General features: G+C 56.0%; 19 protein-coding genes. All 19 read left to right on the forward strand.

Features of this window, described 5'->3' with window-relative positions; genetic code table 11:
- The first annotated feature begins 289 nt into the window (after positions 1-289).
- The 19 genes from AABA21_RS05130 to AABA21_RS05220 all read left to right on the forward strand — a co-directional run bounded on the left by AABA21_RS05130 (position 290) and on the right by AABA21_RS05220 (position 21,809).
- Positions 290-1,567, forward strand: coding sequence for an NAD(P)/FAD-dependent oxidoreductase (locus AABA21_RS05130; protein WP_338247918.1), 1,278 nt, complete (start codon positions 290-292; stop codon positions 1,565-1,567).
- A 4-nt stretch (positions 1,568-1,571) separates the two neighbouring features.
- Positions 1,572-2,921, forward strand: coding sequence for an ABC transporter substrate-binding protein (locus tag AABA21_RS05135; RefSeq protein ID WP_338247919.1), 1,350 nt, complete (start codon positions 1,572-1,574; stop codon positions 2,919-2,921).
- Positions 2,922-3,176: 255 nt separating this feature from the next.
- Positions 3,177-3,986, forward strand: coding sequence for a carbohydrate ABC transporter permease (locus tag AABA21_RS05140; RefSeq protein WP_338247920.1), 810 nt, complete (start codon positions 3,177-3,179; stop codon positions 3,984-3,986).
- Positions 3,987-4,013: 27 nt separating this feature from the next.
- A complete protein-coding gene (locus tag AABA21_RS05145; RefSeq protein WP_338247921.1) occupies positions 4,014-4,847 on the forward strand; it encodes a carbohydrate ABC transporter permease in 834 nt (277 codons plus the stop codon).
- Positions 4,848-4,884: 37 nt separating this feature from the next.
- Positions 4,885-6,171, forward strand: a complete 1,287-nt coding sequence (locus tag AABA21_RS05150) for a glycoside hydrolase (RefSeq protein ID WP_338247922.1) — start codon at positions 4,885-4,887, stop codon at positions 6,169-6,171.
- Between the two features lie 149 nt (positions 6,172-6,320).
- Positions 6,321-8,045: a dihydroxy-acid dehydratase gene (locus AABA21_RS05155; RefSeq protein WP_338247923.1), complete on the forward strand. Its 1,725-nt coding sequence runs from the start codon at positions 6,321-6,323 to the stop codon at positions 8,043-8,045.
- 38 nt (positions 8,046-8,083) lie between these two features.
- A complete protein-coding gene (locus AABA21_RS05160) occupies positions 8,084-9,433 on the forward strand; it encodes a family 4 glycosyl hydrolase (protein ID WP_338247924.1) in 1,350 nt (449 codons plus the stop codon).
- Positions 9,434-9,461: 28 nt separating this feature from the next.
- Positions 9,462-10,763, forward strand: a complete 1,302-nt coding sequence (locus AABA21_RS05165) for an aspartate aminotransferase family protein (RefSeq protein WP_338247925.1) — start codon at positions 9,462-9,464, stop codon at positions 10,761-10,763.
- A 16-nt stretch (positions 10,764-10,779) separates the two neighbouring features.
- Positions 10,780-11,529, forward strand: coding sequence for an SDR family NAD(P)-dependent oxidoreductase (locus AABA21_RS05170; protein WP_338247926.1), 750 nt, complete (start codon positions 10,780-10,782; stop codon positions 11,527-11,529).
- A 180-nt stretch (positions 11,530-11,709) separates the two neighbouring features.
- The gene (locus AABA21_RS05175) at positions 11,710-12,510 is read left to right on the forward strand and encodes a phytanoyl-CoA dioxygenase family protein (protein ID WP_338247927.1); all 801 of its coding nucleotides are present in this window, start codon (positions 11,710-11,712) and stop codon (positions 12,508-12,510) included.
- Between the two features lie 280 nt (positions 12,511-12,790).
- Positions 12,791-13,555, forward strand: coding sequence for an SDR family NAD(P)-dependent oxidoreductase (locus tag AABA21_RS05180; protein WP_338247928.1), 765 nt, complete (start codon positions 12,791-12,793; stop codon positions 13,553-13,555).
- A gap of 30 nt (positions 13,556-13,585) precedes the next feature.
- Entirely contained in the window at positions 13,586-14,461 is an 876-nt protein-coding gene (locus AABA21_RS05185) for an SMP-30/gluconolactonase/LRE family protein (protein WP_338247929.1), read from the forward strand.
- 97 nt (positions 14,462-14,558) lie between these two features.
- Complete coding sequence (locus AABA21_RS05190) at positions 14,559-15,305, forward strand: FadR/GntR family transcriptional regulator (RefSeq protein ID WP_338247930.1); 747 nt, start codon at positions 14,559-14,561, stop codon at positions 15,303-15,305.
- A 205-nt stretch (positions 15,306-15,510) separates the two neighbouring features.
- Positions 15,511-16,224, forward strand: coding sequence for a phytanoyl-CoA dioxygenase family protein (locus AABA21_RS05195; RefSeq protein WP_338247931.1), 714 nt, complete (start codon positions 15,511-15,513; stop codon positions 16,222-16,224).
- A 109-nt stretch (positions 16,225-16,333) separates the two neighbouring features.
- Positions 16,334-17,266 carry a carbohydrate ABC transporter permease gene (locus AABA21_RS05200; RefSeq protein ID WP_338247932.1) on the forward strand — a complete coding sequence of 311 codons (933 nt, stop codon included), beginning with the start codon at positions 16,334-16,336 and terminating at the stop codon, positions 17,264-17,266.
- Positions 17,263-18,174: a carbohydrate ABC transporter permease gene (locus AABA21_RS05205; protein ID WP_338247933.1), complete on the forward strand. Its 912-nt coding sequence runs from the start codon at positions 17,263-17,265 to the stop codon at positions 18,172-18,174. Before AABA21_RS05200 ends, AABA21_RS05205 begins: the two co-directional genes overlap by 4 nt.
- A 15-nt stretch (positions 18,175-18,189) precedes the next feature.
- Positions 18,190-19,512 carry an ABC transporter substrate-binding protein gene (locus tag AABA21_RS05210; protein WP_338247934.1) on the forward strand — a complete coding sequence of 441 codons (1,323 nt, stop codon included), beginning with the start codon at positions 18,190-18,192 and terminating at the stop codon, positions 19,510-19,512.
- Between the two features lie 76 nt (positions 19,513-19,588).
- Entirely contained in the window at positions 19,589-20,596 is a 1,008-nt protein-coding gene (locus tag AABA21_RS05215; RefSeq protein WP_338247935.1) for a mannonate dehydratase, read from the forward strand.
- A gap of 43 nt (positions 20,597-20,639) precedes the next feature.
- Positions 20,640-21,809: a mandelate racemase/muconate lactonizing enzyme family protein gene (locus tag AABA21_RS05220; protein ID WP_338247936.1), complete on the forward strand. Its 1,170-nt coding sequence runs from the start codon at positions 20,640-20,642 to the stop codon at positions 21,807-21,809.
- Positions 21,810-21,816: the final 7 nt, after the last annotated feature.

The raw sequence follows: 21,816 nt of genomic DNA on the forward strand, positions 1-21,816 counted from the left end.
CAGGTAATATTGTCATCATACGATTGAATACCGCCTTGTAACCGACATTTCTGTATACAAACATCGTATTTAACAGCCCATTTCCAATTTTTTGCATACAAAAACACCGTGATGGTAGACTCAGGGTCACATCAGCAATCTGGAGTACGTCCCATACCATACAGAATACCATCAGGAGGATTCGCGATCCAAGCAGTTACGGGTTTTCAGTGCACAAAAGGCTACCCGTTTGGCCCAACCTCTAATGACGTCCTGTCGTCCAGACATGAATACCGGAGGGCATATATCAATGTATCCTTCAAGGACTGCTGATATTGCTATCATTGGCGGTGGCATTATTGGTATGAGTTGCGCCTATGAATTAGCTCGTCAGGGAGCCGAACACATTGTTGTCTTTGACAAATCTAATCCAGCCAGTGGTACAACGGGCGGATCGGCTGGTGTGGTTTGTTTACACGACTTCGATGAATTGTACGCGTGCTTTACGCTCATCGGTTATGCTCGCTATCAGCAATTGCGCCACGACTATAACTTCACCTTGAATTCCTGGGGATCACTGAAGGTGATGTATGAGCCGAGCGCATTTCCGCCAACCCCTGACGCATTTCATCAGCGCTTTGGCGGTGGAGAAGAAAGTATTTATTACCATGAGGTCTTGCAACCCCAGGCATTGCTACACCGCTATCCGTGGATCAAAGCCGAGCGTGTCAAGGGGGGCGTATTCTATCCTAACCAGGGTTTTATTGATCCCTATGAACTGGTGGAACTCTATGAGCGATTGGCGTTGGAAACGGGGCGTGTAGAGATTCACCGCAACACGCCAGTCCTGCAAATACGCACGCAAGGAGACCGCATCACCTCTGTAGTCACGCGGCGCGGCCAGTGGCAGGTCGACAGGGTGCTCAACGCCGGTGGTCCCTGGGGCGCCAAAATTGCCGCGCTAGCCGGAACGCATCTTGCCCTCACCCCACAACGTGTTCAGGTCTGTGTCGCGACAGCATTTGATGATGGCGTGGAAACCGCGCCATTGACGGGTATACCTGAGTCCGTACAGGGTGAGGGTGTCTGGTGCAGGGGAGAACTGGGTGGAACACTGCTCTTCGGGCAGCACCACGACACAACAAAGCCCGGCTATACGGTTGATCCTGACTATGTCAATCGAGCGAATGATCCTGACTACCCTCAGGCGGTTGAGCAGGTCTATCGTCGTTTCTGGCATCTTCCCCGAAGCGCTTTTCTCAATGGCTGGTGCTGTGTATATGGCACCACCGAGGATGGTTTCCCAATAATTTCGCGCGATACCAGATTGCGGAACTTCTATCACGCAGTCGGCCTCAATGGTCACGGCATTACGTTACACGCTGGCACCGCGCGAGCGGTAGCCGAATTACTCCTGCACGAGAGCACCTCCCTGGATCTCAGCGATGTATTGGGCAAACCTGCGCGCCTGGATTTTTCGGGGCTTCATGCCGGGCGTTTCACCAGTGGCAAGTTACTCAAGTTTGAGCTTCACAATACCATCAGTGTACCCCCGCCAGGAAACGGGGCAGAGCAAACAAAGGAGTAGGGCTATGGGTACTGAGAAAGCACTATCTCGCCGCGACTTTCTGCGACTCAGTGGGGCAACGGTAGGAGGCGCGGCTCTATTGTCCGCCTGTACAGCCTCGCACAGCAGTGCGCAATCCGGACCGGTCACGCTCAAGTTCTGGAATTCGACATACTCGACCACGGATTCCAGCAATAAAAGTAAAAAGGTGAATCAGTTCTATATTGCCCAGGCAGTGCAACGTTTTGAAGCAGCCAACCCCGGTATTAAAATCCAGATGCAGGTCATTCCCGGCACCACAGACATGTTTACGCAATATCGTGTAGCAAGCATCGCAAAGAACGGACCGGATGTGATGACGTTGTGGTCTGGAAGCTACATGCTCCAGATGAAAAATTTCCTTGAACCGCTCGATCCGTATTTTACTCAACAAGAGCGGGCGCGATTGAGAGGCTGGGATGCGGTGACGGAGGGCTTTCAGGCAGGAGCGGGCAAAACATATGGGGTTCCCAATGCCTCAGATGGCATCTCAGCTGTCTACTACAATAAACATCTGCTCGCAAAGGCCGGTATTGATCCAGAGAAAGACTGGCCGACTACCTTTGACGATTTTCTGACCATAGCGGCAAAGATTAAAGCATCAGGGACAACACCGTTTACGCTGTATGATAACGGCTACACGTTCTTCAGCCTCGATTACTGGATTGCTCAGGTTGTGAACGGCGACCATGGCATCCTGGAACTGGTGCAGGGCCAACGCAATTTTAGCGAATCCGATCTCGTGGCGGTTGCCCAAAAATGGAGCCAGCTCGCGCAGTATACGTTGCCAGGCGCTCCAACCATGAACGGCGGGCAGGCAGAGCAGTTCTTCTTTCAGGGCAAAGTAGCAATGACCATTAATGGTCCGTGGCCGATCGGGGATATGCGCCAGGCATTAGGAGATAATCTTGGCATGCGACGGCTACCGGACTTCAACAAGACCGTTCCCATCCAGAACTCAGGAATTGGTGGGGCGGGAACCGCGCTGATCGTGTCAAACTACTCTAAGCATAAAGCAGAAGCTGTTCAATTCATCAAATTCTTAATGAGCAAAGAAGAACAGGCCAGACGAGCAGCTGATTCCAGCGAAGGCCTGATCAATGCCACAGATGTTGATGTGTCAAGCATCTATAAAGATCCTCTCCGCGTGCAGCAGCAACAGTGGGTGCTGGAGCCCAAAACAATGTTCTGGCCAGATAACGTCTACCCCGCTGAGCTCACCAGCGAACTGGCGGCCCAGGCTCAGCTTGCATGGACTGGCAAAATCACTCCTCTACAATTTATGCAGAAGTTAGATGCCAAACGCGACAGTCTGCGGAAGAATCCAGGGCAATAAAACGAGGTGCACGATTGCGTTTGTGGCAGGAGAGTGATGCACCAGGCGCCACTAACAGCAAGAAAGGTTGTATCGATGAAAGCGCTCAGAGACAGAGAACGAACAAGGGCCAGAACAGCATCCGTCACAGGAGTAAGCGCTCCCCTTTCGCGCATATCTCTACGCCACAGAGGAAGATCCCGTCCGTCGTTCATATCCCTGCGTCACAAAGAAAGCCTGACCGCATTCTTATCACTTGTGCCGGCCTTTCTCTTGATGACTGTATTCATGTGGTATCCGCTGGCTACCGCTTTCTATCACAGTTTTACGCAATGGGATGGAGTAACCACCCAGTGGATTGGTCTGCAGAACTATAGCACCATCTTTACATCCGGGCAATTATGGTTGCTATTGCGGAATAACTTCATATTTCTGCTCTCTATCCCTGGTATCCTGCTTATCTCACTGATCGTCTCTGTTTTATTGTTTGAGGAGGTGCCTGGCTGGAGATTCTTTCGTTCCGTGTATTATTTACCTACCATTCTCTCAGCCGTCGTTGTCGGCATGCTGATGCAAACACTCTTTTCTCCTGAGGGAGCTATCAACGAGGCACTGAGATCCATCGGGTTGGGCGGGTTCGCTCAGCCCTGGATCGGTACCGCTCCTACAGCCTTCCTGGTTCTCATTCTAGCGTTTTACTGGCAGACATTGGGGCAGGGGGTACTTATCTTTCTGTCAGGCCTGTCGTCGCTATCGACCGAGTTGATCGAGGCCGCGCGCATTGATGGCGCCAACTGGTGGCAGCGCCTGTTCAGAATCATCGTGCCCCTGCTGGCGCCTGCCATTTCATACTTTATGGTCACCAATATCATTTACATCTTCATCGGTTTGTTTGCCCTGGTGTACTCGATCACACGCGGCGGACCCGGCTATGAGACCACTCCGATTGACTATATGATCTACGTAAAAGCGTTTGAATCGGGCGACCTGGGATATGCTTCCACCCTATCTGTTATTTTGCTGATCCTGGTCTCAGCAGTTTGCTGGTTGCAGGTAAAAGCGCTTGATTTGCTGGCCGCCGACTAGACCGCACCATTGAAAGGGATTCACACCATGAGAAAAGCTACAGCGATTGTCACGCGTACAGGTGTTGTCATCGTTCTGGCGATTTTCGCCGCCGCTGCTCTCTATCCCATCCTCTTTATGTTTTTGACCAGCTTCAAAACGTCGGTGCAATATACCAATGATCCGCTAGCACTGCCACCGGGCTTCGCGTATATCCAGAACTTCGTGGCAATGTTCAACAGCTTTAATGTGCCAGGTCTGTTACTCAACACCATCACATACATTGCGCTGGCCGCCATCATCTCGTTGACGGTATCGATCCCGGCTGCCTACGCGCTGGCCAAGTTGCGCTTTCCTCTGCGCAACCTGTTCTTTATAACCATCATCGCGAGCATGGTTATCCCGGCGATTACCTATATTATTCCGGATTATGTCTTGATGTCTAACCTGGACCTGGTCGATACACTGTGGTCAGTGGTTTTGCTCTGGGCCACCACCAGCGTGCCGGGTTCGATCTTTCTGCTCACTTCCTTGATGCGCGGATTGCCCAACGATATCCTGGAAGCAACCAGGGTCGATGGCGCGAATTATCTGCAGTTGATGATACGAATTGTGATTCCGATCAGCGCTCCTGGCATTATTACCATCACGATTTTCAATGTCACTTCCTGGTGGAATGATCTCTTGATTCCCCTGGTCTTCTTGCAATCGGACGTCAACAAGACGCTGACAGTAGCGGTGGCCACGATTGTCGGGCGGTATAACACCGACTATCCATTACTGCTGACCGGCCTGTTTATGGCATCGCTCCCACCTATCCTGATCTATATCTTCCTGCAACGATATATCCGGCGTGGCCTGGTAATCGGTGCGATCAAATAATACTGGAACACCTGTAATCAGAAAGAGAGAATGTGCTTTGCATTCAGCAACCATTACGCTCAATGATCAGCATACCCACCAGGTACTGGAGGGATTTGGTGCCAACATTAATCCGATCAAGCATTGGCAAGGCGGTCAGCTTATTCCTACGCTGGACATGTTGACTGACGATCTGGGTGCGACCCTTTTCCGGCTCGACCCCTATGGGTTCACGGACTGGATTGATCCAGATAGCGTGGCTGATCGCGTTGTCCTGCAGAACGAAACATATGCCAGGGTCTACCGGAGCCAGCCCTTTCAGGACGCATGGGCAATGGCACGATATTTTAATGGCAAAGGGATTCGCTTCATTCTGAATGTCAGTGGTATTGTACCGCGTTGGATGTGCGGTGAAGATGGCAAGACACTCTCAGATCTGGAGGCCTATGCCGATCTACTTACGTCTCTCGCCTGGTGGGCGCGTCACGAAGAGGGCCTCAAATTCAATCTGTTTGGCCCGTTCAACGAGACTGATCTTGGCCCTCCTGAAGGTCCGTTTGTCCACGCAGAGGCAGCCGCGAAGGGGCTGGAGCTTCTCGCTGAGCGCTTTGAGCGCGCAGGCCTGGAAGATATACGCTTCGTAGCAGTGGATCAGGCACATTACAATCTGGACTACTTGCAGTCCATTGTCGCTTCCAAGAAGCTGCGCGAAAAGGTAGCGGTGGCGGGAATGCATTGCTATAGTGATTTCTCTCTGACCCCGGTGCGCGATTTCATTGCGCACAACGAGCTCACCTGGAGTTACTGGCTTACAGAGTACGGTGATCTCGACCAGACGGGTGAGCGAGAATGGGATGTTGCCGTGTACTCCACCCGGCGCCTGTTACGGGGTCTGCTGGATGGAGTCCAGGCGGCGATGGTCTGGGATGCCTATGACAACTGGCATGGGCATGACGCCTCCTGGAGTATCTATGGTCTCCTGCGTACAGGAAGCAAGAACAGGTATACACCCAAGAAACGCTACTACGCAGCGAAACAGATATACCGCTTCGTGCCGCCTGGCTCGACACGGATCGAAGTCAGCAATGAGGAGAGTGCTCCTCTCACCGCCGGCTTTCAAACACCTCAAGGGGACCTGACGCTCGTCGGATTGAACGAGGGGGAGCCGCTGCTTCTTGAGATAGCTATTGGGGCTCTCAATTCTGAACACCAGACGTTGCGCCTGTTCATTACCAACCGCACAGAGAATTGCCAGCTGGTCAGCGAGTTCCCACGAGGAGAGAAGATCCAACTGACGATCCCTGCTGAGAGCATCTTTACCCTGACGACGCTCGACGCCGGGTAATGCACATGGGACTGGCACAGGCGGGATGAGGGTTGCAAATGCTTCCGATCGGAAAAAGCGCCAGCGTAAGAGCGCCTGGCATGGGCATGATGAACAGCGAGGGTACTCAACAGTGTATACACCAATAGTACAGAGGAAGGCGGGCATCTATGACGCTGCGTAGCGCAGAGTGGTTCGAGGGGCGAGATGAGTTGGGGCTACAGAGCCGCTCCGTGTTGCGGACTCTCGGGTGGACCCAGGAATTCTTTGACGGCAAGCCTGTCATCGCCATCGCCAATTCCTGGAGCGAGTTGAACAATTGCAACCTGGGTCTCAAAGCGGTCGCCGAGGCCGTAAAACGGGGGGTCATTGCCGCAGGTGGCATTCCTCTAGAATTTAATACTATTTCGCTCGGCGAGGAACTGATGAAACCGAGCGCCATGCTGTATCGCAATTTACTTGCAATGGAGATCGAGGAGACGCTGCGTGCGTACCCGATTGACGGTGTCGTATTGCTTACCGGTTGCGATAAGACCACACCCGCCCAACTTATGGGAGCGGCCAGCGCAAATCTGCCGGCGATTCAGGTGTGCGCTGGCCCCAAGCGAGCAGGCTGTTGGAAAGGTCGTGAACTAGGATCGGGTACAGACCTGTGGCGCTATCTCGATGATTACCGTACGGGTGTTATCAGTGACCAGGACTGGCAGGAGATCGAAGAGAATTACTCCTGTAGTATCGGGACGTGCAATACCATGGGCACTGCCTCAACCATGACCATCCTCTCCGAGGCGCTCGGTATGATGCTGCCCGGAACGGCGACCATCCCCGCAACCGATACGCGCCGGCTCGTCGCCGCCGAATTGAGCGGGCGTCGCGCCGTCCAACTGGTACGCAAGGATGTGAAGCCCTCGCAGGTGATGACGCGCCAGGCATTTGAGAATGCACTGAGGGTATATATGGCCATCGGTGGCTCCACGAATGCCGTGATTCACCTGATCGCCATTGCGGGACGACTGCGCGTGCCCCTGACGGTCGATGACTTTGATGCGTTCGCACGCACGACGCCTACGCTCTTAAATCTTCAGCCCACAGGTACCAGGCTCCTGTCCGACTTTGATACCGCGGGAAGCACGCCCGCATTGATGCATGAATTACGTGATCTGTTGCATCTCAATTGCCTGACGGTCGCAGGAAAAACGATAGGAGAAAGCCTGAATACAATCTCCTATATCGATCCTGCTGTGATTCGGCCGCGGCGAGATCCACTCTATCCATCTGGGGCGCTGGCCGTCTTACATGGCAACCTGGCCCCCAATGGCGCCATTTTGCGCACGACAACAGCATCTGAGAAACTGCAAAAGCATTGTGGAGCAGCCATTGTATTTGAGGATTACGGCGACATGCTGGTACGCATCGACGATCCAGATCTGCCCGTCACGGCCGACTCGGTACTGGTGCTCAGAAATGCAGGCGCTGTAGGTGTGCCGGGGCTACCCGAATGGGGGTCTATCCCCATTCCGAAAAAGTTATTGCTGCAGGGAGTCAGAGATATCGTGCGTATCAGCGATTCCCGCATGAGCGGCACCAGTTCCGGGACGGTTGTCCTGCATGTCTCTCCAGAGGCGGCTGTTGGTGGTCTGCTCGCCCTTGTCAAAGATGGAGACCTGATAGAGCTGGATGTCGAGGAGCGCAGGATCTCCCTGCTCGTCCCTGAAGATGAGTTAGATCGGCGCAGGGCTCAATGGCGACCACCGGTGCCTGTACACCTGCGTGGCTACCCTCGCCTGTATGCAGAACATGTTCTTCAACCTGACGAAGGCTGTGATTTTGATTTCCTGCGTCCACGTTCGGATGAGGAGCTCGCGTTTGTGCCTCCCATTGTAGGGCGCTCCTGACACGTATTCGCAAACAATTGTAGAGAAAGGTCTTTGGCATGGAACCAAAAATCAGCATTATTGGCGCGGGCAGCGCTGTGTTTTCCCTCAGCATTATCCGGGACCTCTGTCTTACACCCAACCTGAAGGGGAGTACTGTCTGTTTTATGGATATTAACCAGGAGCGCCTGGATGCGGCCTATCACCTATGCTCGCGTTTTGCGGCGGAGGTTGGTGCGACACTGCACCTGGAAAAAACGACGGATCGGCTGGAGGCGCTACAGGGGGCTGATTTTGTCATCAATACCGCGCTGGTGGGAGGACACGAAGGATTGCGAGCCGGCTGGGACATTGCCAGAAAGTATGGCTATCGCTTTGGCGGGAGCCTGCATATCATGCACGATGAGCCGTTCTGGAACAATTTCTATCAACTGCAACTCTTCGATTCCCTGATCGAGGATATCCTGGCCGTGTGCCCCGACGCCTGGTATGTTCAGTCAGCCAACCCGGTAATGGGTGGTATCACCCACCTGGCGCGCAAATATCCCCAGGCCAAAATCGTTGGCCTGTGTCATGGATTCGGCGAGATTTATGGCATCGCGAAGATCCTCGGCCTGCAGGACCGTGAGCAGCTGACCTTTGAAATACCGGGCGTCAACCACTTTGTCTGGTTGACCAATGCGTATTACCAGGGCGAGCCGTTCTATCCGCTGCTGGATCGCTGGATTGAGACAGAGTCCGAGCGCTACTGGGCGCAGGCAAAGACACATGGAAGCCTGCGCCCCAAGCAGATTGATCTGTACCGCCGTTTTGGCGTGTTGCCGATCGGGGACACGGGCAGCGAGGGCGGCGGTTCGTGGGGTTGGTGGTATCACACCGATGAACAGACGCAGCAGCTCTGGCAGGAAGATCCCGAGGGCTGGTGGAGCCGGTACTTCCATGCCACAGAGCAAAGGGTCATCGAAATGAAACGCATCAGCGAGGATACCAGCACGCGGGTAACCGAGCACTACCCGGCGGAGCACTCGCATGAAAGCATTATTCCCTTGATCGAGTCACTGGCGTGTGATATTCCGCGCGTCCTGATCGTCAATGTGCAGAACACGGGTGAATACGTGCCTGGTATTCCGCGCGACTTCGCGGTGGAAGCGCCTGCGCACGTCAGCAAGCGTGGCATCGATGCCATCCAGACCCACGCGTTGCCGTCTGGACCGCTCAACTACGCATTGCGCGATTGTGTCGCTCCCTGGAATCTGGAACTGGCAGCCTACAACAGCCGCAGCAGACAGGCGCTGCTCGATGTGATTCTCATGGACCCCTGGACCACCTCGGAAAAGCAGGCGAGGGCATTGTTGGAGGAGATTCTGGATCTGCCCCAGCATACAGCGTTACGCGAGTATTATCAGTAGGACCAATCAGCATATGAAAGGAACACTCATGGCAACGACAGCATCACGGTCCCAGCAGATCATCGAGCAGGCTCAGCGCTACATTCCGGGTGGGGTGAGCAGCGCCAATCGGCTGGTGGAGCCCAATCTTGTTTTTACACGTGCCCAGGGTGCCTACATTTTTGACGCCGAGGGGAAGCGCTATATTGATTACCATGCCGCCTTTGGGCCACCCCTGCTGGGCCACTGCCACCCTGAAGTCCAACAGCGCGCCGCAGAGGCCATGGCGTCGATCGACGTCATCGGCGTAGGGTCGAGCGAACTGGAGGCGCAACTGGCCCAGAAGATCTGCGAGCACGTGCCTTCCGCTGAAAAGGTACTCTTTTGTAATTCTGGGTCTGAAGCTACCTATGCGGCGCTGCGCCTGGCGCGGGCGGTGACGGGTCGCCAGAAGATTATCAAGTTTCAGGGCTGCTATCACGGCTGGCATGATGCCGTCTTGATGAACGTTATCAGCCCGGCGGACAAAGTCGGACAGCGCGATCCGCTCTCGGCCGGCATGCTGCCACAGGCCATCGAAAATACACTGGTGTTGCCCTTTAATGATCTTGACTCGGTGCGCCAGGTATTAGAGGAGCAGGGATCAGAGATCTCCGCCATTATTCTAGAGCTTATTCCCCATAATATCGGTACGGTCCTTCCTCATCTGGAGTTTGTGCAGGGCTTGCGAGACCTGAGCAGCCGCTATAATGTGGTCCTGATCTTTGATGAGGTTGTGACGGGCTTCAGGCATGGGCTCGGCGGCTATCAGGCCGTCCTCGGTGTGACACCAGATCTGACGACAATGGCAAAATCCATTGCCAACGGGTTTCCGCTCGCCGCCCTCGCCGGTCGCGCGGACCTGCTCGATCACTGCAAGCCAGGTGGAGATGTCTTCTTCGCGGGAACCTTTAACGCGCATCCAGCTAGTGTGGCCGCATCCCTGGCGGTGATCGACATCCTTGAGCGCCCTGAGAGCTATGCCACGCTCTTTGATCTGGGGAAGCGTATGCGTGATGGCTTGCGTGCGATTATTCAGCGCTATGGTATCAACGCTACAGTGGCGGGCTTTGGCTCGGTATTCCTCCTCTACTTTATGGAATCCCCCATTGAAAAGTATGAGGACCTGCTACGCAATGATGTGGAGAAATTCGTCGCCTATCGGCGGGCACTGATCAAGCGTGGCATTTACGAATTGCCAGTCAACCTCAAGCGCAATCACATCAGCCTCTCGCACACTGTTGCGGACATTGACGAATCACTGGAAGCAGCCGATGCGGTCTTACAAGAACTCGGCTCGCACCATCATTAAAAAGGAGAAGAGATTTATGCGTGGTCTTCAAGGAAAAGGAGTGCTGATTACCGGAGGAAGCCGAGGCATTGGGCAGGCAACGGCCCGGCGTTTTCTCGAAGAGGGGGCGCGTGTCTTCATCTGTGGCCTCGAACAGGACGAAGTAGAGCACACGATCCAGACGCTCTCGGCACTTGGTGACATTCATGGGCAGGTCTGTGACGTGAGCATCGAGCAGCAGGCGCAGCAGCTCGTTGAGGAGGCTGAGCGTCAGCTTGATGGCATCGATATTTTAATCGATAACGCAGGCATCGCCTGGGAAGAACCCTTTCTAGAAACGACGAGTGAACATTGGGATAAGATCATCTCCGTCAATCTGCGTGGGATGTTTCTGATCGCACGTGAGACAGCCAACCGCATGGTTGCACGCGGCAAAGGCGGCGCAATCGTCCTGATGTCCTCCAAGAATGGTCTGGCCGGTGAAGTCAAATACGCACATTACAATGCGTCGAAGGGGGCCGTCATCATGTTGATGAAAACAATGGCCCTGGAACTGGGTCCTCACGGGATCCGTGTCAATGCCTTATGCCCGGGGTATATTTTGACGCCGCTCGCCCAGTCGATCGACTCACCAGAATTCATCGCAGCATACGTCAATAACATACCGCTGGGGCGACTTGGGCGCCCCGAGGATGTGGCATCGGCCTATGCGTTTCTGGCGTCCGATGATGCCGCATTTATGCATGGAGCAGAGTTGCTCATCGATGGAGGCCAACTCGCGCAATAACGGGTCCCGTCCGATGGTGGCAAGTCACAGATGAGTGTGACCCGCTTTTGTAGAGGCTACAAAAGCGGGTCACACTCAGAACACTGAATATGGCTTGTCCATGTTTGGATAGGTCTCATAGAACGGTAGAGGGTTTTGGTGTGAAAGGTGAGTAGCGATCTGAGAAAGGAACGATGATCTATGTTGAATCCAGTCATCCAACCCGGACACCTGACCGAACTTGATCGGTTTATCTTCGAATCCTGGGGCTATTTTATTATCCCCGATGTCCTGTCAGAGGACGAAGTGGCGGCATGCCTCGCCGCCTCAAAGCGCCTGCACGAGGCGGCGGGTACACCAGCCTTTGGCCAGATCGGACGTGGATATGAAACGGAACCAGCCTTAGAGCACTTGATTGACCACCCGGCCGTGTTGCCAAAGATCAGAGGCCTCTACGGTGATCGTTTCATTTTGCAGGCAGGTTGGAATACCAAACAGCCTGCGCACGGCCCAATGGGGGGATGGCATCAAGACGGCTCTGGTGCCTATGACTTTAAAAAGCTCGGCCACCCCATTCCGTTACTGCAACTACGTGCCTCCTTCTTGCTCAATGATCAGACGCGCCCACGGATGGGGAATATGGAGCTCATTCCCGGGAGCCATCGCAGCCTGGTAGGCCTGCCAGAAGGCGTGCGCAGAGGTGAAAGTGAAGAAGCGAGAGCGGTACCGATCGGCCACGTTATTTGCGCTACGGCAGGCTCTGTGCTGATCTTCCATAACGCGGTATGGCATCGCACCTATGCCCACGATGGAAACTATGATCGCTATACCATGCATATGATCTATAGTCCTCCCTGGGTAAGAAGCTCTGATCGTTTGCACAATGACCCTGCATTTTTGCAGCGCACCACACCGCTTCGCCGTGCATTCATGGGCGAATTTGACCGGCCCGATGCTCCTTATGGTGCCGGCTACACCCCCCCACCATTTGATAACGAATGAATGCGCAGGGATAGGGGGCACGATCATTATCCTTAACACCCCCTATCCCTCCTATCATCACGCCCTGGCATGATACCTAGCTCCATGCACGAAAGCTACCATTGTTGCCGAAAGGGAAATCTAAACAGTCAACTTCACCACCAGCTAAGGATCTCCTTTTCCACCTGAAATTCAAACCCATTGCGTATTGCCCACCAGGATCGATAGAGGGTATATTTGTTGCAGAAAAGCGAAACTGACCCAAAAGGTGCTCCTCATTTCACTCACAGAAAGGAGATCTATGTCGCAACGATTACAGGGACGCGTCGCCATCGTGACGGGAGCCAGCCAGGGGATTGGCGCAGCCATCGCACGCCGCTTCATAGCAGAGGGAGCCCAAGTCATCGGTATCGCGCTCGATGCGGACGCGCTTCAGCAGATGGCGCAGACCCACTCTGCGTTTACCCCCTATGGACTCGATCTGCAGGATCATGCCGCACTCACCGATTGCGTTGAGCAGGTGCGGCGGCAGCATGGACGCATCGATATCCTGGTCAACAACGCGGGCTTCCAGTACACACTACCATTTCTGGATACCACACTCGAACAGTGGCAGCATACCCACCGCGTCAATATCGAGGCACAGTTTGTGCTGTGTAAACTCGTAGCCCCGCAGATGATCGAGCAGCGCTATGGACACATCGTTAATATCTCCTCCACCCAATCGATCGCGGCGGAGCCATCAGTCAGCGCCTACGCGGCGACCAAGGGCGGCATCAATGCCTTCACACGAGCCCTGGCGGTCGACCTGGCCGAATACGGCATCCTGGTCAACGCCCTGGCTCCCGGCGCCATCGCGACCCCAATGGCGATCATCGATGGCATCGATACGCTGAAGACAGAGGCATTTGAGGAATGGTACGTGCGCCAGCGCAAAATTCCTCTGGCCCGCCCCGGGCAACCGGAGGAGATCGCGTCGGCGGCCCTGTTCCTGGCCTCTGAAGAATGCAGCTATATGACGGGACAGGTGCTGGTGGTAGACGGCGGACTGACTATTACCTTTTAGTATACCCACCAATTCAGGAGGTCCATCGCATTGAATGAGATAGAAGTTGTACTCGCATCGGCAGATCAATTGGGAGAGAGCCCGCTCTGGTCAATAGATGAGCAGACACTCTATTGGGTGGATGACGTTCAGGGCATCATTCATCGCCTGCGACCCGCGACAGGCTCCCATGAAACGTTCACTACAGGTATCTACATCGGGATGATCGCCCTGCGCCAGAGCGGCGGACTCGCTTTGACAACCAGGACCGGCTTCGCCATCTGGGAACCAGGGATATCGGAACCGCGTCCACTTGCACAACCAGAACAGGGCAAGCCCCATATGACCTTCAATGATGGGGCCGTTGATTGCGCCGGTCATCTCTGGTCTGGCTCCATGAATCAGAATGAACTGCCCCCGCCGGTCGGAACCCTCTACCGGCTCGATCCTGGTGGCACGGTCACCCCAATGCTTGCACCGGTCGGGCTGCCCAACGGCATCGGCTGGAGTCCCGACAACCGCGTCATGTATTTTACCGATTCGCTCCTGCGCACCATCTTCGCCTTCGACTTTGATCCCGATGGGGGCACCATCACCAACCAACGTGTCTTCGTTCATGATTCCAGAGGGTCCACCATACCCGATGGGCTGACCGTCGACGCCGAAGGCTATGTGTGGAGCGCCTGTTGGGGTACCGGCCAGATCGTTCGCTATACCCCGAGTGGCGCTGTTGATTCCGTCCTGCAGCTTCCGGTGCCCAACGTCACCAGCTGCATCTTTGGTGGCCTCGACCTCAACGAGCTCTACATCACCACGGCCCGCGAAGGCTTGAGCCACGAACAGCAACAGCAGTATCCCCTTTCAGGCGCACTCTTCCGCCTGAAAACAACTACCAGGGGACGTGAAGAATTCAAATTCCGTGGATAACACGAGGTACAACCAAAAACCTTGACAAAGCACAGCTTGATTTCTATACTTATTGGTAAGACCACTTACCTCATACCAATGAAGGCGGGAGAACAGTATGCATCAGCAAGCGGATAAAGCGATCCTGAGCCGTATCGATCGCGTCAGCGTCAAAGATCTGGCGCTTGATCGGCTCAAAAAGTATATTTTTTCAAACGCCATTAGCTCTGGCCAGCGTCTCCCCTCGGAACGCGAGCTGGCGGAACGCCTTGGCATTGGCCGCCCCAGCGTACGCGAGGCGCTCAAGGTGCTGGAGGCCCTCGGTCTGGTGGAGTCGCGCATCGGTGAGGGGACCTTTGTAACCCACCAGAGCGGCGCCAGCATTGGACGCCATATCGGCGTGAGCCTGGCTAGCTGGGGGAGTACGGTGGTCGAGATCTGTGGCGCGCGTCAGATCATTGAAGCAGAGTGCGCGCGTGTCGCCGCCGAACAGGCCAGCGCGTCCGAGATCGAGTCCCTGGCACAGACGCTGCAGCAGATAGAAACGGCCGGCTCACCCTCAGACTACCTCGCTGCGGACATGCAGTTCCATCGCCAGATCGCCCATGCCGCCCATAATACGATCGTCACCCATATCCTTGAAAATCTCATAACACTGCTGGAGGAAACCCTTCATGAGGAACAGGCAGACCAGCTCCCACTGCAGGAAGAAGGGCTGTCGACCCACCGTACCATCTTTACCATGATCGCCAATCACGACGCCGATGGCGCCGCCGTGGCGATGCGACAGCATCTGCAGTTCTCAACCGAACTGTGGCTGGCCATTGTCTCGCTGGGAACACAATCGTCGTCCGACGAAAAGTAACGACCCGATCTCATCTGTCTATCGTCAAAAACAGGGATACCATGAGCAGGTTTTCAGTAGCCATCTTCATAGGTAGAACCTGTTGTCTACTCATCATGCTCTCTTGGCCCGGCGCAAAGGTGCGCCGGGAATAACAGGTTGCCTATAAAGCCATCATTGTAAAGCGTCACGTGTATACATCCGGATATTTCAAAAGGATACACACATGATTACACGCGAGGAAAAAGAGTTCTTTCTTGAGCACGGCTATCTGCACGCCAAAGGTGTATTGAGCGGTGACTACCTCTCCTTTATCCAGCAGGAGTTCGATCGTGTCTGGGATCTGGAGAAGCCACCGGTCAGCCAGCATAAACTGCTCAAGCACCGGTCATTCCTGGATTTGGTCGAGCATGCCCCTATTCTGCAGCGCATCCAGGCCATCTTTGGCTCACAGACGCAACTGCTTCAGTACGACCTGCTGCGACAGGGAGCGCATAATAGTGGTCCTCTGCGAGCCTGGCATCGTGACTTTACATTTCCTGGCGAGCGTCCCCTATCTATCAATACTATCATCATGCTCAATCAGATGACGGAGGAGCGCGGCCCGACACGCGTGGTCCCCGGCACGCATCGCGGCGAAGCGATCCCGACCGGCGAACAGAGAAATCAACCGCTACCCGATGAGGTGGCCGTATACGCAGAGCCGGGTGACGCTGTCTTCATCAATGGCGCCATCTGGCATACCGGAGGCATCAATAAGACCGATGGAGTCAGGCGCGGCATCTATCTTTACTATGGCTACTGGTGGCTCAAACGCTACAATGCAGAGATTGCCCTTCCCTGGCAGGCGTTTGAGGGTGCCAGCGAGCAACGCCTGCGCCTGCTCGGCATCAAGATGCCCGATAAAGACATCCACATGTACGCGCCCAATCCATCGTAACATCAGGCGCGAGGCTTAAATTCAGGCCCATGGCAATGTCTATCAGAGCTTCGGGCCTCGCGCCCTATTTCTCCTCGATCCTCGAAACAGACAGTCAAGGAGGTCTGCAATGGCATCTGCGGCAATGACGCGCCTTCGGTCCCGCATGACGGGCCCCAGGAGGGAGATCCTCTATTTCTATATCTTTATCTCACCCTGGATCATCGGCTTTCTGCTCTTTATGGCTGGCCCCATCCTCGCCTCGGCCGTGTTGAGCTTCACCAGCTATGATGCGATCCACCTGCCTTCGTTTATCGGCCTGAAAAATTATACCGACCTGGCAACTGATGAGCTGTTCTGGCAATCGCTCAAGGTGACGACGATCTATACCCTGGTAAGCGTGCCGCTGGGGATCGTGCTCTCGGTGCTGGTCGCGATGCTGCTCAACCAGAAGATCCCCTTTCTGGCCTTCTTTCGCGCCGTCTACTACCTGCCCAGCGTGATCTCAGGCGTGGCGGTCGCCCTGCTGTGGATGTGGATCTTCAATCCGGACTTTGGCCTGCTGAACTGGACCCTCTCGACCTTCCTACATATCCAGGGTCCGCAATGGCTCTTTAGCGAGCAGTGGGTCTTGCCGGCGCTCATCACGATGAGCCTGTGGGGGATCGGCGGCGGCATCGTGCTCTATCTGGCCGGTCTGCAGGGCGTGCCAACCGAACTGTATGAGGCAGCCAACATCGATGGGGCCAACGCGCTGCGCCGCTTCTGGCACGTCACGCTGCCGATGATTAGCCCGGTCATCCTGTTCTCGCTCATCACTGGCATGATCGCTTCCTTCCAGACCTTTACACAGATCAATATTATGACTCAGGGCGGCCCCCACTACGCCTCGCTTTTCTACATCTACTATCTCTGGCAAAACGCCTTCGGGGCTTCCTTTATCGACCTGGGCTACGCTTCGGCGATGGCCTGGATTCTGTTTGTGCTGGTGCTGGTGCTCACCCTACTGGCACTGCGTTCATCACGTCTGTGGGTGTACTATGAAGGAGGAGAACGCGCATGAGAGTCACCCAGACCGCTGCATCACCGGTTGTTCGTCGTCAACCCAGCAAAGGGTACCAGGAGGCGATGCGCCGCAAGCAGGTACGTACCACGACCTGGCGCACATTGGTTACCATTATCGTTGTGCTTGGCGCCCTGATCATCCTGGCACCGGTGCTGTGGATGCTCTCGACGTCGGTCAAGTCTTTGCCTGATACCCAGGCGTTCCCGCCGCAGTGGATTCCACAGACGCTGCACTGGGATAACTTTGTGTCGTCATTGACCTTTCTGCCCTTCGGCACCTTTGCCCTCAATACGGTGATTGTGACGGCCGCCTGCCTGGTCGGCGATGTGCTGGTCAATTCCTTTATCGCCTATGCCTTCGCCAAAATTCAGGCACCGGGACGTAATGTGCTGTTCCTGTTCGTCTTGAGCACCCTCATGATCCCATTCCCGGTGCTGATGATTCCGCAGTTCCTGCTCTTCAAAACATTCGGCTGGATCGATACGCTGCTGCCGCTGATCGTGCCGTCCTTTTTCGGCAATGCGTTCTACATCTTCATGTTCCGCCAGTTCTACCTGACCATCCCACGCGAGCTGAGCGACGCGGCCCGCATCGATGGCTGCAGCCACTTCGGTATCTACTGGCGCATCATGCTGCCACTGATACGGCCGGCGCTGGCCACGGTGGCGATCTTCTCATTTACTTTTAACTGGAACGACTATCTCTCGCCATTGATCTATCTCGATTCACAGGAGCACTACACGCTGACGCTGGGCCTGGCCTCCTTTATCGGTCGCTACGGGGCGCAGCCATGGAACCTGCTGATGGCCGCTTCACTGGTGACGGTCCTCCCCTGCGTCATTCTCTACTTCTTCGCGCAAAAGTACTTCATTCAGGGTATCGTCGTCTCTGGCGTGAAAGGATAAAAGGAGGTGCCTGCCATGTTCTATCAACGCATGCCGCGTCGCCGCTTCCTGGGACTCTCGGCGGCGGCGCTGACCAGCCTTTCACTCGCCGCCTGCGGATCCGGTAACGGCCAACCTGAGGTGAGTTGGTACGTCAACGACGATCCCGTGCGCAATGCCTGGGAGCGGGACGTGGCGATGCCACAATTCCAGAAGCTGCAACCCGATATCAAGGTCAGGCTGATCAGCGTGCCCTGGGGCGAGTTCGATCCCAAGCTCACCAACCTGGTCGTGGCCGGAATCCCGCCCGATGTGTGGTGCCAGTGGGGCGCCTCGGGCTTTACGAGCTGCGCCTGGCGCGATATCTCCATGGACCTCACGCCGCTGGTCGAGCGCGATAAAGCCGCCTTCACCAATTTTTATCCTGGCGCCATGAAGCTTGGCACCTGGAACGGCAAGCAGATCGGCGTCCCCCTCGATCTCGGCGGGACCTATTGCTTCTACAATAAGGACCTCTTCGATAAAGCCGGCCTCCCTTACCCACCCAGTAACTGGGATGATCCCAACTGGAACTGGAATGAGATGCTGCGCTATGGCAAGCAGCTCACGCGTAACGTGGATGATCCGAGTAAGGCCGTCTATGGGATCAGCTGGGCCATCCCTATCGAGGAGGTGGTCTGGCTGTGGGGCGGTGATGTGTATGATCAGGAAGCATATGTGTCCAGCGCACCCACGGTGAGCCACTGGAATACGCCGACGGCCATCGAGGCGATCCAGGCCTACGCGGACCTGATCAATGTGCATAAGATCGCACCCACAGCAGCCGTCTCCAGCGCGCTCAGCAGTAGTGGCGATCCCTTCGCCACCGGACATATCGCGATGATGATCTCGGGCATCTGGGGCTTTGGCAGCTATCAGTCGACGGCGAAGTTCCGCTGGGGTGCCGCCGCCGTCCCCGGCATGCACAGCAAGAAGACCGGCATCTACGCCGATCCAATGATGATCTCACCGCAGAGCAAGCACCCGGAGGCGGCATGGGAGTTCATCAAGTATCTGACGACGACAGGCGGTCGCAGCTTTATGCAGGCGTCAGGCTGGCCCGTTCCCGATACCACCGTCTTGCCCGACTGGTATAAACAGTTCAAAGGCATCAAGCCCGAGGAGATCAAGGCGGTGTTCGAGGGGCAACTGAAGTATGGCCAGGTCTCGCCCGATAACCTGTTGATCGCCTATGATCGCATCAGCCTGATCACGACCTCCGAGCTCAATCCGGTCATCAACGGTCAGACGAAGGCGCGCGATGTGATGGCGGGACTGGATCAAAAACTGGGTCGCCTGTTCCAGCGCCTGCGCCCATAAGCATATTCGACGCGGCCTGCGCCCACCTATTCTATGCAGGTCGCATGTCATGAATATAAGAAAGGATCAGTGATGTATGTCAGAACGCATGCGCATCGCGCTCGGGCAGTTTTATGACCCCAGCCACGAGATGTTGACCTTCGCCAGGCAGCTCGGGGTGAGCGGCGTACTGCTCAACACCCCCACGATTCCGGGCCGCGGATGCTGGGAGTTCGAGACGCTGCTGTGGCTACGTCAGCGCTGTGAGCAGTATGGCCTGCGCCTGGAGGCGCTTGAAAATACGCCGCCCGGCTTCTATGATACGATCATGCTGAACCTGCCCGGTCGCGATGAGCAGATTGAACGCTATCAGATGACCATCCGCAATATGGGGCGCGCTGGTATTCCTGTCCTTGGCTACCACTGGATGCCCAATGAGGTCTGGCGTACCTCCATCACGACGCCCGGGCGTGGAGGTGCCCTGGTCTCTGCCTTTGATCTTCAGCTGGCGCAGGCTGGTCACACGCTTGCCTGGGGGCTGAGACGGCACCCGCTGCAGGGAGACGAGCCGATTACTGCCGAGGCAATGTGGGAACACTATCGCTACTTTATGCGTGCGGTGCTGCCGGTGGCGGAAGAGGCCGGCGTGAAACTGGCCCTGCACGCGGACGATCCTCCCGTGGGAACCCTGGGGAACATCGCCCGCATCTTCTCTTCATTGGCAGGCTTCCAGCAGGCTATGCAGGAGTTTGATAGCCCCTACCACGGCATCGATTTCTGCGTGGGCAGCTGGTCGGAGATGGCGCAGACCGACGTCTACCAGGCGTTGCGCTCCTTCTGTGAGCGGGGCAAGGTCTTCTACGTCCATCTGCGCGACGTACAGGGGACCGTTCCCCGCTTCCAGGAGTGTTTCCTCGGGGAGGGGAATCTGGACATCGCTCGCGTCCTGCGCATCCTGCGTGACACTGGCTTCACCGGCTTTATCATCGATGATCATGTGCCACGCCTGATCGATGATAGCGAGTGGTCGCATCGGGGGCATGCCCACGCGACCGGCTATCTCCAGGGTTGTCTCGCAACACTGATGGCTGCTGATGGCGAATAAATACCGCGAACATGTCCCTATGATGGAAGAGAAGGAGAGCGCGTTGAAGATTACACACATTGACTGCCACGTGCTGCTGGTGCCGGATGTGAATATTGAGGCCAGCAGTTCGGCCCAGGACGATATCATCGTCGAGATCCATACCGACGAGGGTCTGACTGGTATCGGTGAGAGCGATGTCAATCCCTGGATTGCCCGCGCCTGCATCGAGGCACGCGGCACGCATACCATGGGCCAGGGATTGAGCGAGATGCTGTGCGGACAGGACCCGCTCGACGTGGAGGGGCTGTGGGAGAAGCTGTACATAGGATCGGCGATGAATGGTCGGCGGGGCGCGCTCATCCATGCTCTGGGTGCCCTGGATATCGCCCTGCACGACCTGCGCGGGAAGGCGCTGGGGCAGCCATGCTATCAACTGCTGGGCGGAGAACCGCGTACCACGATCACTCCCTATGCCTCGCTGCAGCCAGAGGTGTCCAGCTTCGCGGCCTATCGCGATTCTATGGTGGAATGGGCGCTGCTGGCTCAGCAGCGCGGTTTCCAGGCCGCCAAGCTGGAGGCCACCTTCTCCGGTCCCTATCGCCACCACGGCTTGAGCGAGCCCTTCGAGCGCGTCACCGAGGTGATCGCGGCTGTGCGCGGCGCGGTCGGCCCTGACTTCACGCTGATGGTCGACCTGCAGTACGCCTTCCCCGACGCCGATACCTGCCTGCGTACGATCCGCGACTGGCAGGAATTCAATCTCTTCTTTCTAGAGACACCGCTACCCTCCGATGACCTGGCGGGCTATGCGCGTCTGGCTCAAGAGCAGCCGATCCCTATTTCAGCCGGTGAGTGGCTGGCGACCCGCTTTGAGTTCCTGGACCTGCTGGACCAGGGTCTGATCAGCGTGGCACAGCCGGACGTGGGACGTGTTGGGGGGCTGACGGAGGCGCTGCGCGTCTGCGAACTGGCCCGCCAACGAGGACGCCTGATCGTGCCGCACGCCTGGAAGACCGGCATTACCATCGCGGCCGCCGCTCACCTGGCCGCCGTGACCCCGCACTGTCCCTATATCGAGTTCCTGCCCGCCGAGCTCTCCAGCTCACGACTACGCCGCGAAGTCGTCAGCGATGGGCTTGAGCTCCATAACGGACAAATCGTGCTACCGTCCACTCCGGGACTGGGCATCGAACTCAATCGCGAGGCGCTCAAGCGCTATAGCGTCTCCTGACCGTGTC

It is taken from the genome of Dictyobacter halimunensis, from assembly GCF_036245075.1.

Excerpts from the sequence above, each read along its gene's own strand:
- AABA21_RS05210 (WP_338247934.1), top strand. The coding sequence starts at position 18,190 with ATGTTCTATCAACGCATGCCGCGTCGCCGCTTCCTGGGACTCTCGGCG.
- AABA21_RS05200 (WP_338247932.1), top strand. The coding sequence starts at position 16,334 with ATGGCATCTGCGGCAATGACGCGCCTTCGGTCCCGCATGACGGGCCCC.
- AABA21_RS05130 (WP_338247918.1), top strand. The coding sequence starts at position 290 with ATGTATCCTTCAAGGACTGCTGATATTGCTATCATTGGCGGTGGCATT.
- AABA21_RS05160 (WP_338247924.1), top strand. The coding sequence starts at position 8,084 with ATGGAACCAAAAATCAGCATTATTGGCGCGGGCAGCGCTGTGTTTTCC.
- AABA21_RS05140 (WP_338247920.1), top strand. The coding sequence starts at position 3,177 with ATGACTGTATTCATGTGGTATCCGCTGGCTACCGCTTTCTATCACAGT.
- AABA21_RS05190 (WP_338247930.1), top strand. The coding sequence starts at position 14,559 with ATGCATCAGCAAGCGGATAAAGCGATCCTGAGCCGTATCGATCGCGTC.
- AABA21_RS05145 (WP_338247921.1), top strand. The coding sequence starts at position 4,014 with ATGAGAAAAGCTACAGCGATTGTCACGCGTACAGGTGTTGTCATCGTT.
- AABA21_RS05205 (WP_338247933.1), top strand. The coding sequence starts at position 17,263 with ATGAGAGTCACCCAGACCGCTGCATCACCGGTTGTTCGTCGTCAACCC.
- AABA21_RS05165 (WP_338247925.1), top strand. The coding sequence starts at position 9,462 with ATGGCAACGACAGCATCACGGTCCCAGCAGATCATCGAGCAGGCTCAG.
- AABA21_RS05135 (WP_338247919.1), top strand. The coding sequence starts at position 1,572 with ATGGGTACTGAGAAAGCACTATCTCGCCGCGACTTTCTGCGACTCAGT.
- AABA21_RS05155 (WP_338247923.1), top strand. The coding sequence starts at position 6,321 with ATGACGCTGCGTAGCGCAGAGTGGTTCGAGGGGCGAGATGAGTTGGGG.
- AABA21_RS05170 (WP_338247926.1), top strand. The coding sequence starts at position 10,780 with ATGCGTGGTCTTCAAGGAAAAGGAGTGCTGATTACCGGAGGAAGCCGA.
- AABA21_RS05180 (WP_338247928.1), top strand. The coding sequence starts at position 12,791 with ATGTCGCAACGATTACAGGGACGCGTCGCCATCGTGACGGGAGCCAGC.
- AABA21_RS05175 (WP_338247927.1), top strand. The coding sequence starts at position 11,710 with ATGTTGAATCCAGTCATCCAACCCGGACACCTGACCGAACTTGATCGG.
- AABA21_RS05195 (WP_338247931.1), top strand. The coding sequence starts at position 15,511 with ATGATTACACGCGAGGAAAAAGAGTTCTTTCTTGAGCACGGCTATCTG.
- AABA21_RS05215 (WP_338247935.1), top strand. The coding sequence starts at position 19,589 with ATGTCAGAACGCATGCGCATCGCGCTCGGGCAGTTTTATGACCCCAGC.